This is a genomic window from Martelella sp. (assembly GCF_984369615.1).
On the sequence record NZ_CFHTCS010000080.1, the window covers coordinates 1 to 14,927 of the forward strand.

At 63.9% G+C, this 14,927-nt stretch carries 15 protein-coding genes; 9 read left to right on the forward strand and 6 right to left on the reverse strand.

Annotated features, from left to right (window positions below; genetic code table 11):
• The 6 genes from AC5DC2_RS08840 to AC5DC2_RS08865 all read left to right on the forward strand — a co-directional run.
• The coding region (locus tag AC5DC2_RS08840; RefSeq protein ID WP_491698237.1) for a toprim domain-containing protein at positions 1–1,016 on the forward strand (1,016 nt) is incomplete at its 5' end.
• A 382-nt stretch (positions 1,017–1,398) separates the two neighbouring features.
• A complete protein-coding gene (locus AC5DC2_RS08845) occupies positions 1,399–2,340 on the forward strand; it encodes a patatin-like phospholipase family protein (protein ID WP_491698238.1) in 942 nt (313 codons plus the stop codon).
• Between the two features lie 42 nt (positions 2,341–2,382).
• A complete protein-coding gene (locus tag AC5DC2_RS08850) occupies positions 2,383–4,056 on the forward strand; it encodes an alpha/beta hydrolase (RefSeq protein ID WP_491698239.1) in 1,674 nt (557 codons plus the stop codon).
• Between the two features lie 163 nt (positions 4,057–4,219).
• Positions 4,220–4,921: a L,D-transpeptidase gene (locus tag AC5DC2_RS08855; RefSeq protein ID WP_024707450.1), complete on the forward strand. Its 702-nt coding sequence runs from the start codon at positions 4,220–4,222 to the stop codon at positions 4,919–4,921.
• A 265-nt stretch (positions 4,922–5,186) separates the two neighbouring features.
• The gene (locus AC5DC2_RS08860; RefSeq protein WP_024707451.1) at positions 5,187–5,753 is read left to right on the forward strand and encodes an NADPH-dependent FMN reductase; all 567 of its coding nucleotides are present in this window, start codon (positions 5,187–5,189) and stop codon (positions 5,751–5,753) included.
• Between the two features lie 149 nt (positions 5,754–5,902).
• Positions 5,903–6,583 carry a hypothetical protein gene (locus AC5DC2_RS08865; protein WP_491698240.1) on the forward strand — a complete coding sequence of 227 codons (681 nt, stop codon included), beginning with the start codon at positions 5,903–5,905 and terminating at the stop codon, positions 6,581–6,583.
• Positions 6,584–6,612: 29 nt separating this feature from the next.
• Here AC5DC2_RS08865 and AC5DC2_RS08870 read toward each other — a convergent pair whose 3' ends face one another.
• Positions 6,613–7,215 carry a flavin reductase family protein gene (locus AC5DC2_RS08870; RefSeq protein WP_491698241.1) on the reverse strand — a complete coding sequence of 201 codons (603 nt, stop codon included), beginning with the start codon at positions 7,213–7,215 and terminating at the stop codon, positions 6,613–6,615.
• Position 7,216: 1 nt separating this feature from the next.
• The gene (locus tag AC5DC2_RS08875; RefSeq protein ID WP_491698242.1) at positions 7,217–7,801 is read right to left on the reverse strand and encodes a nitroreductase family protein; all 585 of its coding nucleotides are present in this window, start codon (positions 7,799–7,801) and stop codon (positions 7,217–7,219) included.
• A 124-nt stretch (positions 7,802–7,925) separates the two neighbouring features.
• Between AC5DC2_RS08875 and AC5DC2_RS08880 the strand changes: the two genes are divergently transcribed.
• The 3 genes from AC5DC2_RS08880 (at position 7,926) to AC5DC2_RS08890 (ending at position 10,611) form a co-directional block, all read left to right on the forward strand.
• Positions 7,926–8,870 carry an RgsD C-terminal domain-containing protein gene (locus AC5DC2_RS08880; RefSeq protein ID WP_152534491.1) on the forward strand — a complete coding sequence of 315 codons (945 nt, stop codon included), beginning with the start codon at positions 7,926–7,928 and terminating at the stop codon, positions 8,868–8,870.
• 28 nt (positions 8,871–8,898) lie between these two features.
• On the forward strand, positions 8,899–9,696 hold the full coding sequence (locus AC5DC2_RS08885; protein ID WP_491698243.1) for a glycosyltransferase family 25 protein: 798 nt from the start codon (positions 8,899–8,901) through the stop codon (positions 9,694–9,696).
• A 114-nt stretch (positions 9,697–9,810) separates the two neighbouring features.
• A complete protein-coding gene (locus tag AC5DC2_RS08890) occupies positions 9,811–10,611 on the forward strand; it encodes a glycosyltransferase family 25 protein (protein ID WP_491698244.1) in 801 nt (266 codons plus the stop codon).
• 44 nt (positions 10,612–10,655) lie between these two features.
• Here AC5DC2_RS08890 and thrS read toward each other — a convergent pair whose 3' ends face one another.
• The 4 genes from thrS to AC5DC2_RS08910 form a co-directional block, all read right to left on the reverse strand.
• The gene (gene thrS, locus AC5DC2_RS08895) at positions 10,656–12,629 is read right to left on the reverse strand and encodes a threonine--tRNA ligase (RefSeq protein ID WP_491698245.1); all 1,974 of its coding nucleotides are present in this window, start codon (positions 12,627–12,629) and stop codon (positions 10,656–10,658) included.
• A gap of 148 nt (positions 12,630–12,777) precedes the next feature.
• Positions 12,778–13,461, reverse strand: a complete 684-nt coding sequence (locus tag AC5DC2_RS08900) for an outer membrane protein (RefSeq protein WP_024707459.1) — start codon at positions 13,459–13,461, stop codon at positions 12,778–12,780.
• A 113-nt stretch (positions 13,462–13,574) separates the two neighbouring features.
• Complete coding sequence (locus AC5DC2_RS08905; protein ID WP_024707460.1) at positions 13,575–14,060, reverse strand: Lrp/AsnC family transcriptional regulator; 486 nt, start codon at positions 14,058–14,060, stop codon at positions 13,575–13,577.
• A gap of 65 nt (positions 14,061–14,125) precedes the next feature.
• Positions 14,126–14,746, reverse strand: coding sequence for a uracil-DNA glycosylase family protein (locus tag AC5DC2_RS08910; RefSeq protein WP_491698246.1), 621 nt, complete (start codon positions 14,744–14,746; stop codon positions 14,126–14,128).
• Between the last annotated feature and the right edge of the window lie 181 nt (positions 14,747–14,927).

Genomic DNA, 14,927 nt, shown 5'->3' on the forward strand with positions numbered 1-14,927 from the left:
CCGAGATGATCGGCAACAAGCGCGGCGCGCAGATCACCACCGACGACGTGATGATCTCGGCGATCGGCATGCTCTCGGTCTTCATCCGCGAGCCGGAATTCGTCGGCCAGACCAAGGACAGGCTGGCGACCGTGGAGGCCCAGCGCATCGTCGAAAACGCGCTGCGCGACCCCTTCGACCTCTACCTTTCCGCCAACCCGATGGAAGCCGAGAAACTGCTCGACTGGGTGATCGAGCGCTCCGAGGAGCGGTTGCGCCGGCGCAAGGAACGCGAGGTCAACCGCAAGTCCGCCGTCAAGAAACTGCGGCTTCCCGGCAAGCTCGCCGACTGTTCGCAGAACACCGCGGCAGGCGCGGAACTGTTTCTCGTGGAAGGCGATTCGGCCGGCGGCTCGGCCAAGCAGGCGCGCAACCGCACCAACCAGGCGATCCTGCCGCTCAGGGGCAAGATCCTGAACGTGGCGAGCGCCGGCCGCGACAAGTTCACCTCCAACCAGTTGCTGGCCGACCTGATCCAGGCGCTCGGCTGCGGCACGCGGACGAAGTACCGCGAGGAGGACCTGCGCTACGAGCGGATCATCATCATGACCGATGCCGACGTCGACGGCGCCCACATCGCCTCGCTGCTGATCACGTTTTTCTACAAGGAAATGCCGGAGCTGATCCGCCAGGGCCACCTTTATCTGGCCGTGCCGCCGCTCTACAAGATCACACAGGGCGGCAAGACGGCCTATGCCCGCGACGACGCACACCGCGCCGAGCTGATGGAGAGCTATTTCACCGGGCGCGGCAAGGTGGAGATCAGCCGCTTCAAGGGGCTTGGCGAAATGCTGCCCGCCCAGCTGAAGGAAACCACGATGGACCCGAAGAAGCGCATGCTGCTCAGGGTCGATATCGACGCGGTGGATTTCGAGGGCACCAAGGCCGCCGTCGACGACCTGATGGGCACCAAGGCCGACGCCCGTTTCCGCTTCATCCAGGAAAACGCCGCCTTCGCGGAGAACCTCGATATCTAGCGCGTTTCCAGAAAAAGCGGAGCCGATCGCAGGCGCCCCGAGGCGGTCGCCCGGCCCTGGCGCTCGGCCGCCGGCCGTTCGCCCCAAGCCTCGCCCACCCGAGACAAGATGGCCGCAATTCCGGGTTCCGCCTGCCTGCGGCCAGCCGCTGCTTCTCGCTCCTTGCTTCATCGCGAGTGACGAGATCGGATCGATCCCGGAAAATCTTCCTTGGAATAATTTTTCATATAATTTTCAGAAACTTATATAGTTAACTTCACATAAATAACGCTGAAGTTCATGCAGAGGATTAACGCTGATCATCCGGCGTTTCCGCCTTTGCTTGCCTGCCCCTGCCGGTCTAATTATAGTCCGGTCACGCGTCCTCAAGCGGAAAAGAGCCATGGTCCAACGTCGAAATCTCCTGCTTGCGGCAGGCGCCGGCCTGATCTCCGGAACGGCCCGCGCGCAAACGCCACTTTCCAGGGAGCCAGCCATGGCCAACGCCTTCGTCGATCAGCCGGATAAGAAGGACGGGCTTGCGCTCGCCCTTGGCGGCGGCGCGGCCAAGGCCTTTGCCCATATCCCCTATCTGGAAAGCCTGGATACGCTCGGCATTCGCCCGAAAGAAGTCGCGGGAACGTCCATGGGCTCGATCCTCGGCGCGCTCTATTGCGACGGCATGAGCGGCCGCGAGATTCGCGACTATGTCGTCGACCTGTTCACGCGCCGCCAGTCCCTTCTGAAGAAGCTCCTGATCGATACCGGCGACACCTGGGGGTCTCTGATCAACATCTTCCGGCCCGCAGTCGTGGAGCCCGAAGTGCTGTTTGCGGCACTGTTTCCCGAGGGCATGGCCCGGGATTTTGCCGAGCTCGAAATACCGCTGACCATCGTCGCAACCGATTTCTATCGCCAGAACGAATATGTGATGCGCGAGGGGCCGCTTCTCTCGGCAATTGCCGCCTCCTCCTGCCTGCCCGTGCTGCTGACCCCGGTCCGGCGCGACGGGCGCGTGCTGATCGACGGCGGCTTCGTCAATCCGACGCCCTTCGATCTCCTGGACAAGGCCCGCTATGTCACCGTCGCGATCGATGTGACCGGCACCGATATCGAGGACACCGGCGAAATTCCGGGCTCGTTCGAAACCTGGGCCGGCTCCTTCAGCATCACCCAGCGCTCGATCGTCGCCGAGAAGGTCAAATGCGCGCGTCCCGATGTCTTCATCGAACCGGCGGTCGGTGGCTTCAATCCGATGGATTTCTTCGAGGTCGAGGACATTCTCGCCGCCGCTGGTTCCGATCAGGACGCCTTCAAACGCAGAATTGAAAAAATCTTCAATTAAACAAACAATTAGAACCAAGAACAGAGAGACGGGTCGAACGAGATGGAACAGGATGATCGCCAAGGCCGGCGCTGGTATAGCGTCAGCATCTTCGCCCTTTCGCTGGGGCTGGTGTTTTTCGCCGCCTCGCTGACACCGTCGCTCATTCCGCGCGGCTGGCCGCTGCAGGGCGTGCTGGCCGGCCTGGTTATGGCGCTTGGCTACATGATCGGCCGGTTTCTGCTGGCGCTCTGGCGCGCGCTGCAGATCCCCGAGCCGCGCGGCACCTGGCGGCTCGTCGGCCGCGCCATTGTTCTTGCGGCCTCGCTTGCCCTGCTCGTCTTCTGCCTGTCGATGTGGACCGAATGGCAGAATTCCGTGCGCTCGCGCGTCAGCATGGAGCTGCTGGAAGGCGGCGCGGTGCTGGCCATTCTCGTCATCGGACTTGTGACCTTTGCCGTCCTGTTCGTGATCGGCGCGCTGTTCCAGTCCGCATTCGACGCGCTTCGGCGTCGGCTCTACCGGATAATCCCGCCGCGCGCGGCCAATCTGCTCGGTCTGGTGATCGTGCTGCTCGTCATCTTCGTCGCCTCGCGCGACTGGGTCCTGCCGTCGGCCATCGAGTTTCTCGACGAGACCTATGAGACGGCGCAGGACCTGTTCGAAACCGCGCCGCCCCCGCCGACGGACGCCTTCATTCCCGGCAGCCGCGAATCGCTCGTCAGCTGGGAGGCGATGGGGCAGCCCGGGCGCAACTTCGTCACCGGCGCGCCCTCGGCGGCGGACATCGAGGCCTTCAGCGGCGTTCCCGCCGAACGCCCGATCCGCGTCTATGTCGGCCGTTCGCAGGACGAAGACCCGAAGGAAAGAGCCGAAATCGCGCTGCAGGAACTGATCCGGCTCGGCGCCTTCGACCGCAAGATCCTGCTGATCGCCAGTCCCACCGGCACCGGCTGGCTCGACCCCGGCGCCCATGACACGCTGGAATTCATGCAGAATGGCGATGTTGCGACGGTCGCGGTGCAGTATTCCTTCCTGCAGTCGCCGCTGGCGCTGATCTTCGAGACCGACACCGGCCTCGAGCAGGCGAGCGCGACCATGAATGCCGTCTACCACCACTGGCTCACGCTGCCGGAGGACAGCCGCCCGGAACTCTACATGCACGGCATCAGCCTCGGCGCATGGTCGTCGATGCATTCCTTCAACGTGTTCCAGATGCTGGACCAGCCCGTGGCGGGCGCTGTCTGGGCCGGCCCGCCCTTCCCGTCCTATCTCTGGCGCCAGACGGTTTCGGCGCGCAATGAGGGCACGCCCTATGTCCTGCCGATTGTCGACGACGGCGCGGTCGTCCGCTTCTCCTCGCAGTTCCGCAAGCCTTCGCAGAGCGGCGACGCGTGGGGTCGAATCAGAATAAACTTTCTCCAATACGCTTCTGATCCCATTGTATTTTTCGAGCCGAATTCGGGCCTCCGCGAGCCGGAATGGATGAAGGAGAAACCGGCGCCCGACGTCTCGCCCTACCTGCGCTTCGTGCCGGTGGTGACCCAGTTCCAGCTTGCCCTCGACATGGCGTTGTCAAAGGCGCTTCCGGCAGGCTTCGGGCACAATTACCTCGCCCGCGACTATATTGACGCCTGGGTCGCCGTTTCCAATCCCGATGACTGGAGCCCGGTCCGCACCCAGGCGCTGAAGGACATCTGCAATCTCGGCAGGGATACCGGCTGCGCGGTGGAATAAGGCCTCGGCAGGGGCAGGCGCGGCAAAACTGCGTGTTTTCGGTCACACCTGCCCGGCCAAGCAACGTGATGGCGCAATTGTGACCGGGTGGCGCTATCAAGGTGGAACGCGCTCGGCTAAAAGCCGTTTAGGACTAGACTTTTCCAATGATCAAGAGGCTTGAATGCTCGTTGACAAGACGATGGCGCGCCGCACCTTCCTTCTCGGCGCCGTTTCGACCACCGCAATCCTCACCGGCTGCGTGAGCCAGTACCCGGCCCAGCCCATGGCCCCGGCGGAACCGCTGATCGGCGGCACGCCCTACACCGCGGCACAGCTCGACGCGATGTACGGTCCGCTGGAGGACAATGGCTACATGATCCCGGCGGTTCCGTGGCGTCAGATCGACCCGCTCTACTACCGCCAGGAAGTGCGGGATCCGACCGGCGAAGCGCCCGGCACGGTCGTCGTCGATACGCCGAACCGCTTCCTCTACCTCGTCGGCGAGAATGGCATGGCCATGCGCTACGGCGTCGGCATCGGCCGCGCCGGCTTCTCCTGGGGCGGCAACGGCGTGATCAAGTGGAAGCAGGAATGGCCGAAATGGTTCCCCCCGAAGGAGATGATCGAGCGCGACCCGAAGCTTGAGAAATACTCCAACGAGAACGGCGGCATGGAGCCGGGCCTGATGAACCCGCTCGGCGCGCGCGCGCTCTACATCTTCGAAAACGGCAAGGACACGCTCTACCGCGTCCACGGCAATCCGGACTGGACCTCGATCGGCAAGGCCGTCTCCTCCGGCTGCATCCGCATGCTGAACCAGGACGTGATCGACCTTTACAACCGGGTCAACAATCTCCCGGCGCCAATCGTCGTCTACCAGTAGGAAGCAGCGGCCGACAGCGGCCTGACTTCTTCTCGTCCGAGAAGCCTCGCGCCCCGCCTTCCGGCGCGGCGCGTGTGCCTTTCGTTCGCCCACGGTTACCGGCAAGTGACCTGGTCTCATCCCTGCCCTCCCTTGCCTCGCCCATCGCGCGCCCCTATTTTCCTCACGTGTTCATTCAGGACCGACGGACAGTCTTCCGCCCGGTCTGTTCTTTCGCAATTCGGCGTCGACGGCATGTCCCTCGCGCCGCGGCCAGGAGAATTCCATGAAGCTCAACGTCATCATCGGCAGCACCCGTCCGGGCCGGGTCGGCCCGTCTATTGCCAAATGGGTCGGCGATTTCGCCCGCGACCATGGCAAGTTCGAAGTCGAGGTCGTCGATCTCGACGATTTCAAGCTGCCCTTCCTTGATGAGCCGAAGCATCCGCGGCTGCAGGAATACGAGCATGAGCATACCCGCAAGTGGAGCGAGAGCGTCGCTTCCGCCGACGCCTTCATCTTCGTGACACCGGAATATGACTTCTTCGCCCCGGCTACGCTCGTGAACGCGCTGCAGGTGGTCTACAAGGAGTGGGGCTACAAGCCGGCCGGCGTCGTCAGCTATGGCGGCGTCTCCGGCGGGCTGCGCGCCGCCCAGGAGCTGCGCACGCTGATCGTCAACCTCAACGCCCACCCCCTTCCCCAGGTCGTGCCGATTCCCTTCTTCCCGAAATTCATCGGCGAGGACGGACAACTGACGCCAAATGACGAGATGAAGGCGGGCGCGACCGGCCTGCTCGACGAGCTCTACAAATGGGCCGGCCCGCTGGCCGAGATGCGCAAGTCCGCCTGATCGATGATGCCGGGCAATATCCCTGCCCGGCTTTTTTTGCGCGCGGGCGACGCAAAACTGTCATATTACAAGTGGAAAGGCGCAGAACGCCATTTCCAAGCGGCCAGCATTCGGTCATCCTGCCTTGCGTGGGAGACCCGGTTGGAGGCATGACGATGGACATTCGCCGCATGAAAGTCTGGCTGCTCGGCATGGCGACGGACGACCCCGTTCCCTTCGATCCGCAGGCACACCGTCCGGATTGCCTGTGTCTTTCCGCCAAGGGCGAGGACCGGCTTGAGGAGCGCATCGCCTCGCTCAGGAGCGTGTTGCCCTCGCTGCCGATCTTCCTGATCTGCGAGCCGATATCAAAAGCCTATAATGTCGACGATTTTTCGCGCGCCGCCCGCGCCTCGCCCGACGGCATCATCCTGCGCGGCGTGGAAAGCGCCGCCCGCATCCAGATGGCCGAGACGCTGCTGAGGGTCGTCGAGGCGCGCGAGGAGCTGGAAGAAGGCTCGATCGCGCTGATCGCCATGATCGGCGACAATGGCGGCGGACTCCTGAATGCCCGCCATTTTCTCCACCGGCACCGCCGCCTGATCGCGCTCGGTTATGACGGCGACGCGCTGGAGCCGGCAGACGGCGAGATTGCCCGTCAGGGCGCCGTCGCGACCATGCTCGCCGCGCGCAATCTCGGCGTGCCGGCCATCGATTTTTCGGCGGCACGTTCTCCGGCAGCGGCATTCGAGACCTCGTGCCACCAGGCGGCGCGCACGGGCTTTGCCGGCAAGCTCACCGAAAATCCGGACCACATCGGCATCATCAAGAGCGCCTTCGGCGCCGCCTGACAGAGGCGCCGGAAATTCGCGCCCGCCCCCTATCGCGGCCGGACCATCTCGAACACATCGCCGCCATCGCAATAGTCGCGGTAGCCGAGACGCGCGAGCGGACGCACCTTTGCCATATCGAGCCGCCCCTCGGGCGTCAGCGCCTCGTCCTTGATGTGGATCGCGACCACCTGGCCGAAGACCATGCGGCTCTGCGTGACCGTGCCCGCAAGCGTCGGCGGCGCCATGATTGCCGTCATCCGGCATTCCAGCACCGCGTAGGCCTCGCCGACACACGGCGCGTCGACCAGCCTGCCGGTGACGGGCGTGAGACCCGCCGCCGCGAACTCGCTTTCGCCGCGTTCCAGCGGGGCCGAGGTGACGTTCATCTGTTCGGCAAGGTCCCTGCTGGCCAGATTGACGGTGAAGACGCCGGTCTCGTCGATATTGCGCACGCTGTCCTTGACGGTATCGGACGAGAACATCACCACCGGCGGCGCGGCGGAGACGGCGTTGAAGAAGGAATAGGGCGCGAGATTGTCCTCGCCCCTGCCGCTGCGCGAGCCGATCCAGCCGATGGGACGCGGCGAGACGATCGCCTTGAACGGATCGTGCGGCAGGCCGTGCGCGTTCCTGTCGGTGGTGTAGAACATCTCAGAGATCCCCGCGCCAGGTCACGACGTCGGCGAGCGCCGGCCGGACGCGCTCGAAAGGCGCCTCGCGGCGCGTGCCGATATGGACGAAGCCGGCCACGCGCTCGCCCGCTTCGACGCCGAGTGCCGGAAAGGCGCGCTCGTCGAAGGCATACCACTCGCTGAGCCAGGTGGCGCCGTAGCCGAAGGCATTGGCGGCGGCCACCAGATTGTAGCAGGCGGCGCCCGCCGACATGACCTGCTCCCATTCGGGAATTTTCGGATGGACCGCGGCGCGGCTGATGACGCCGACGACCAGCGGCGCGCGCGTCAGCCGTTCGCGTTCGAGCTTGAGGCGTTCGGACGCGGCCGTCGCATCGTCGGCAAGGGTTATCTCGGCAAGCGCCTCGCCGACCTCGGCGCGCGCCGTGCCGGCATAGACGATGAAACGCCAGGGGGCGAGCTTGCCGTGATCGGGCACCCGCGCGGCGATCGTCAGGATCTCCTCAAGCTCGGCGCGGGAGGGGCCGGGTTCTGCAAGCTGCAGCACCGGCGTGGACCGGCGGGTTTTCAGAAATTCGACGACGGCTTCATTCTTCTCGTTCAACGCAAACCTCATTCGTTCGAAAACAGCGGCCCTTGCCCTTGAAAAGGCCACGATAATCAGGCCAAAACGCTTTTTACGAATTTGCAGTGAACGCTTGCGCACCGCAAGTCAACCGGCGAGAAACATGTCTCTCTTTGCTCATTACCGATCGCTCCTCCTGCGGCTTCCTGCCGCCCTCTTCTGCGTCCTGATGCTCTCCGCCCTGCCGGCCGCGGGACAGAGCGCCGGCGAAGACCCGTTCTCGCTGATGCGCGGCACGCAGGAGCCCGGCGTCAAGCGGACGGTCGCCTTCGAGGCGCGCCTGACGAAAGACGGCGCGGTGATGCGCGAGGGACTGACCTGGCGCGTGTTCAAATCGGTTCCTGACAGCAACGGCCGGCTGGAACTGGTGGCTTCCGCCGAAGGCGGCAGCAAGGCGATCGAGCTGCCCGCCGGCGAGTATTTCGTCAACTGCGCCTTCGGACGCGCTTCGACCACCCGCAAGATCTCGGTTCCGCGCACCGGCGAGGACAAGGTGGACGTCTCCCTGGTGCTCGAGGCCGGCGGCCTCGTGCTCAACGCCACGCTCGGCGATCACAGCCGCGCCGACCCCGACCTGCTCCGGTTCACCATCTATGAGGACCGGGGTGAAAAACGCGAACTCGTCATCGAAAACGTCAAGCCGGAGACAATCCTGCGGCTGCGCGCCGGAACCTACGAGGTGATCTCCTATTATGGCGATCTCAACGCCGAGGCCCACGCCCGGCTCAAGGTCAGGGCCGGCGAGATCACCGAGGCGACGCTGAAGCAGCATGCCGCCACCGTCACGCTCACGCTTGCCGCCGAAAAGGGCGGCGAGGCGCTTGCCGACACGCTCTGGACCGTGCTCGGCGCCTCCGGCGATGTGCTGACCGAAAGCCGCAGCGCCTTCCCCTCGATGATCCTGGCGGAGGGCGAATACACCGCGATCGCCCGCAACAAGGACACCGTCTACGAGAAGAATTTCACCGTTGCGCCGGGCCAGTCGACGCAGGTCGAGCTGCTGCTTGACGAGGACAAGGCCGACCTGCCGGACGAAAGCGTGGATTGAAACCGGACCGAAGCGAGACTAGCCCACCATGAAAATCTACCTGCTCAACCTCGAAGACGACCGCGATCGCCTCGCGCACGCAACCGCTGTCTTCGCCGCCAAAGGCCTCGCCTTCGAACGGCTTCCGGCCGTCGATGGGCGCAAGATGACGGACGCCGAACGGTCCGAACGCCTCGCTTTTCCCGCGGCCGGAAGCTTCGACCTGAGCCCGTCGCAGGTTGGCTGCTATCTCAGCCATGTCCACGCCTGGGAGCGGTTTCTGGAGACTGACGCCGCCGTGGCCGCGATCTTCGAGGACGATGTGCATCTCGGGGAGGATGCGGACAAGCTGCTCGACGCGCCGGAGACGTGGCTGCCAGCCGATGCGGATATCGTGAAGCTCGAAACCTGCCTGCAGAAAGTCCCGCTGCCGGAAAAAGCCGAAAGCGCGGTTCTCGGCCGGAAGCTGGTGCGATTGACCGGACGTCATCATGGCGCGGCGGGCTACATCGTTACCCGCAAGGGCGCCGAGAAGCTGCTGGCCAACAGCCGCAAGCTTGCCGTCGGCGTCGATGCGATGATGTTCAGCCCGCAGGTCGCCGTCGAAAGCCGGCCGATTGTGTATCAGCTGGAACCGGCGATCTGCATCCAGGACGATATTGCGGAGCGCACCAATGTCGACCGAGCCGGATTTCCGTCGCATAATGTCCCGAGCGGTAGGAAGTCTTACGGCGAAAATCAGTTGGCGCAGCTTCGGTATCGCCTTCTCGACCGGTCAAGGGCTTTCTACCTCAAGGCGCGCAACGCTCTGCGCGGCTACCGCAAGCGCGTCGTCGCCTTCCGGTGACCGCAGACGTTTCGACGGACAGCGACGCCGTTTTCCCTGTTCCCATCGGCCGGAGTTCCGCTATATAGCCGACGACCGGAAGCGGTCTTTCCCCTTGTCCAAGAAAGCCAGGCCTTGCTCACATTCGTCATCAACCTCGACCGGGATACCGAGCGCCTTGCCGCGATCACGGCCATCATGGCGGCGCGTGGGCTGGACTTCACCCGGCTTGCGGCAAGCGATGCCCGTCTGCTCGGCGATCACGAGGCCGCCCGGCTTTCGGCCTTTCCCGCCCCCTTCAGCCGTGAAATGACGCGCGGGGAGATCGGCTGCTACCTCAGCCACCGCCGCGCATGGGCCGCGCTTCTGGAAAGCGACGCGCCGTCAGCCTCCATCTTCGAGGATGATGTCGAGATCAGCGCCGCAACCCGCGCCGTGCTTGACGGCCTCGAAAGCCGGCTCCCCGCAGGCGTCGATGTCGTGAAGTTCGAAACCAGCATGAAGCCCGCGGAACTGGCGCGGAAAACCGAACTCACGCTCGGCGACCATGCCGTCAAGCGCCTCGTCGGCTGCCATATCGGCTCCGCCGGTTATGTCATCACCCGGCAAGGCGCCGAGACGATGCTGGCCCGCAGCGAAAAGCTGTTCGTTCCGGTCGACGCGGCCCTGTTCGATCCGAGGGCCGGCATTCGCAACGATCTTTCCGTGATGCAGGTCGTGCCCGCCCTTTGCGTGCAGAACCGCTACGTGACAGGCGGGGCCGGCGCGGAAGATGTCGCCACGTCGATCGAGGAGCGGGGCACGCGAAAGTCCTACGGTCGTTCGGCGCCGGAAGTCGCCCTCAACCGCACAAGAGACAGGATCGCCGTGATCGCCCGCAAGGTCTCGGCCGTCATGGCCCGCCGCCGCGCCGCGATCGTCGAATACCGTCCCTGAAAGACAAAACGGCGCGGCCAGAAAACCGCGCCGTCCTTTTTTCCTTACGCCAGAGCGCGCTTGCGCTTCAGGTCCGGCGGCGTTGCCTCGTCGGTCAGCATGGCGATCGCATCGGCGAGCGCCATCGACTGCTGGTCGTGCGAGCCGAGGCGGCGGATATTGACCGCTTCCTCTTCCGCCTCGCGCATGCCGCAGACGAGAATGACCGGCACCTTGGCCAGCGAATGTTCGCGGACCTTGTAGTTGATCTTCTCGTTGCGGAAGTCGGTCCCGACCGTAAGCCCGGCGGCGCGCAGCTTCTCGGCGACTTTGCGGCCATAGTCGTCCGCCTCGGAGGTGATGGTCGCGACCACCACCTGCTGCGGGGCGAACCACAGCGGCATATGGCCGGCATGGTTCTCGATCAGGATGCCGAGGAAACGTTCGAGCGAACCGCAGATGGCGCGGTGGATCATCACCGGCTGCTTCTTCTCCGAGGTCGAGTCGATATAAAACGCGCCGAAGCGTTCCGGCAGGTTGAAGTCCACCTGGGTGGTGCCGCACTGCCATTCGCGCCCGATCGCATCCTTCAGCGTATATTCGAACTTCGGACCGTAGAAGGCGCCCTCGCCCGGCAGGATGCCGGTCTTGATCCGCCCGCCCGACTGTTGCTCGATGGTCTTCAGCACCTCGGTCATGATCGCCTCGGCGTGATCCCAGTTCTCGTCCGAGCCGACGCGTTTTTCCGGCCGGGTGGAGAGCTTGACGACAATTTCCTTGAAGCCGAAATCCTCGTAGACCGACAGGATCAGGTCATTGATCTTCAGGCATTCCTCGGCAAGCTGTTCCTCGGTGCAAAAGACGTGGGCATCGTCCTGGGTAAAGCCGCGCACGCGCATCAGCCCGTGCATCGCGCCCGATGGCTCATAGCGATGCACGACGCCGAATTCCGCATAGCGGATCGGCAGTTCGCGGTAGGACTTCAGACCGTGCTTGAACAGCTGCACATGGCCGGGGCAGTTCATCGGCTTCAGCGCGAAGACGCGCTTGTCCTCGGCTTCCTCGTCGGCGCAGGCGACCGCGAACATGTTCTCGCGGTACCATTCCCAATGGCCGGAGGTCCGCCACAGGGCCGTATCCAGCACCTGCGGCGCGTTGACCTCCTCATACTCGCCCTCGAGACGGCGTCGCATATAGGAGGTCAACGACTGGAACATGCGCCAGCCCTTGGAATGCCAGAACACGACGCCCGGGCCTTCTTCCTGGAAATGGAACAGGTCCATCTCGCGGCCGAGCCGGCGATGGTCGCGCTTTTCCGCCTCCTCAAGGAAGGTGATATAGGCATCGAGCTGCTGCTTCTCCGCCCAGGCCGTGCCGTAGATGCGGGTCAGCATCGGGTTGTTGCTGTCACCGCGCCAATAGGCGCCGGCCACCTTCATCAGCTTGAAGGCATCGCCGATCTGGCCGGTTGAAGTCATGTGCGGCCCGCGGCAGAGGTCGAACCAGTCGCCCTGGGAATAGATCTTGACGTCCTGGTCTTCGGGAATCGCGTCGACAAGCTCGACCTTGTAGACCTCGCCTTTTTCGGCGAAGACCTGCCTGGCCTTCTCGCGCGACCAGACTTCCTTGGTGAAGGGGGCGTTGCGCTTGATGATCTCCCTCATCTTCTTCTCGATCTTCGGCAGATCGTCGGGCGTGAAGGGCGTCTCGCGGGCGAAATCGTAGTAGAAGCCGTTCTCGATCACCGGACCGATGGTCACCTGCGTTCCCGGCCACAATTCCTGCACGGCCTCGGCCATCACATGGGCGCAGTCGTGGCGGATCAGCTCGAGCGCGCGGTCATCGGCGCGGGTGACGATCTCGATGCGGCCGTCCTCGACCGGGTCGGCGAGATCGCGCAATTCGCCGTCAAGCGCAATGGCGACGGCTTTCTTGGCGAGGGATTTGGAGATTGACTCGGCAACATCCCGGCCGGTCGTGCCGGCGGCGTAGTCGCGCTTGGAGCCATCGGGGAAAATGAGGGAAATCTGATCGGACATATCTTCTCCTTGAACCAGTCCCGCCAACGAATGCGGGTGGACGAAAGGCCGTCCTGCACGGCCATTTCAACGAGGCCGCTCAATAGTAAAAAAACGGCCCTGCGTAAAGCCGCAAGGCCGTCTGATCGTCGCCGCCGAAGGAAGATCGCTAGAATTTAACACCAAGACCTGCGGTGACGGTGTTCGAAGACGTCTCCTGATCCGCCGTGTTGCCCTTGCCGAAATAGCGGGAGAAATCGGCGCTCGGATAGCCGGTGTAGCGATATTCGAGCCGGGCGAAGATATTCTCCGTAAAGGCATAGTCGACGCCGGCGCCGACCGTGTAGCCGTAGATCACCTCATGCGGGCGCTTCGAGCCCGTGCCGAGATAGAAGTTCGCGACCGCGGCGCCGGCCGTGCCGTAGATCAGCGCGTTGCCGAGGGAGTAGCCGATGCGGCCCCGCAAGGATCCGCCCCAGTTGATGCCGTGGTTGCGCGAGACGCCGCCGGCGACATACTGGCTCATGTCAAAGGTATAGTCGCCGTCGACCTCAGCGCCGGCCACGAGATTGTTGTCGAACTGGAAATTATAGCCGGCGAAGGCGCCGACGATCGGTCCCGCAATACCGTTGGACCACGAGGAACTGCCGGACGCGCCCGAAATCGTGCCGCGGACCTGTGTCCAGTCATACCCGCCCCTGAGGCCGAGATAGGGGCCGTCCCACGGCAATTCCTCTTCCTCGACATAGACTTCCTGATAGACCGGCGCCGGCGCCGTGACCGCAAGGTCCGCCGCCAGTGACGGCCCCCCGGCCAGGACGACCAGAAAGGCCGTCGCAACTGCTCTCGTCATAACGCAATCCTCACGAATTATGCTTTATGACTGTTTAACAGCGAATGCTTAACAAATGGTCACATCGCCAGGAAGAGCGCAACTTCTACTTGATGCCGCGCAGTCCGGCGGGCTCAGTCTCCGGTCCTGGACGGCTCCACCGCCATATAGTCAAGCGGGAGTTCGGTCGAAAACTTGATTTGCTCCATGGCGAAGGACGAGGAAACATCGCGGATCTCGATCTTGGCGATCAGCCGCTTGTAGAAGGCGTCATAGGCGGCGATATCCGGCACCACGACCCGCAGCAGGTAATCGACGTCGCCACTCATGCGGTAGAACTCGAGCACTTCGGGAAAGTCGCCGATGACCTCGGAGAACCGCCTCAGCCACTCGACCGAGTGGGAGTTGGTGCGGATGGCGACGAAGACCGTGACATTGGCGTTGACCTTCTCCGGATCGAGCAGCGCCACGCGCCGCCTGATCACGCCCTCTTCCTCCATCTTCTGGATGCGGCGCCAGCAGGGCGTGGTGGAAAGCCCGACCTTCTTGCCGATATCGGCAACGGCCAGCGTCGAGTCTTCCTGAAGAAGGCGCAAAATCTTTCTATCCAGACGGTCCATTTCCCCTCTCCGTAAAAAATATTTCCTGTTATAGCAAAAGTGGGGGCGAAAGAAAGGATGATTTTTCAGCCACCGCCGTAGATCCGCACAGCTCTTTTCAGTTCCGGCAGCACTTCGTCCTCAAACCACGGATTCTTCTTCAGCCAGCCGGTGTTGCGCCAGCTCGGGTGCGGCAGCGACAGGATGCGCGGCGCGCGGTTGGCAAAGTAGCTCTCCCGCCAGTTTCGTACGGTCTCGGTCAACGTCTTGCGGCTGGCCTCCCCCATGTGCCACTTCTGCGCATACATGCCGATCGCCAGAACCAGTTCGATCTGCGGCATCGCCGCCATGGCCTCCTCCCGCCATTCAGGCGCGCATTCCCTGCGCGGCGGCAGGTCGCTGCCCTTTGCGTCATAGCCCGGAAAGCAGAAGCCCATCGGCAGGATGGCAAAGCGGGAGCGATCGTAGAATGCCTCGCGGCCGATCCCCATCCAGTCGCGCAGCCGGTCGCCCGAGCGGTCGTCGAAGGGAATGCCCGACTGGTGCACACGCAGGCCCGGCGCCTGTCCGGCCACCAGCACCCGCGCGCCGGGGCGGAACCACGCGACGGGGCGCGGCGCATGACGGGTGGCGGTCGCGGCAAAGCGCCCGGCGCAAAGCCTGCAGCCGGTGATGTCCTGCCTGAGACGGTCGAGAGGATGCGCCATTCGCCCCACATAGGCGCGGCGGGGACGCAGCGAAAGAGCAGCCCGCGCTTGCCCCCTGCACGCGCGCTGCTGCATTACGTGGATCAGAACAACCGGAGATCGTCGTGCCCCATTTCGACCTAGCCATCACCGGCGCCGGCATTGCCGGGCTGAACGCGCTGTTCGTCGCGGCGCAGTACCT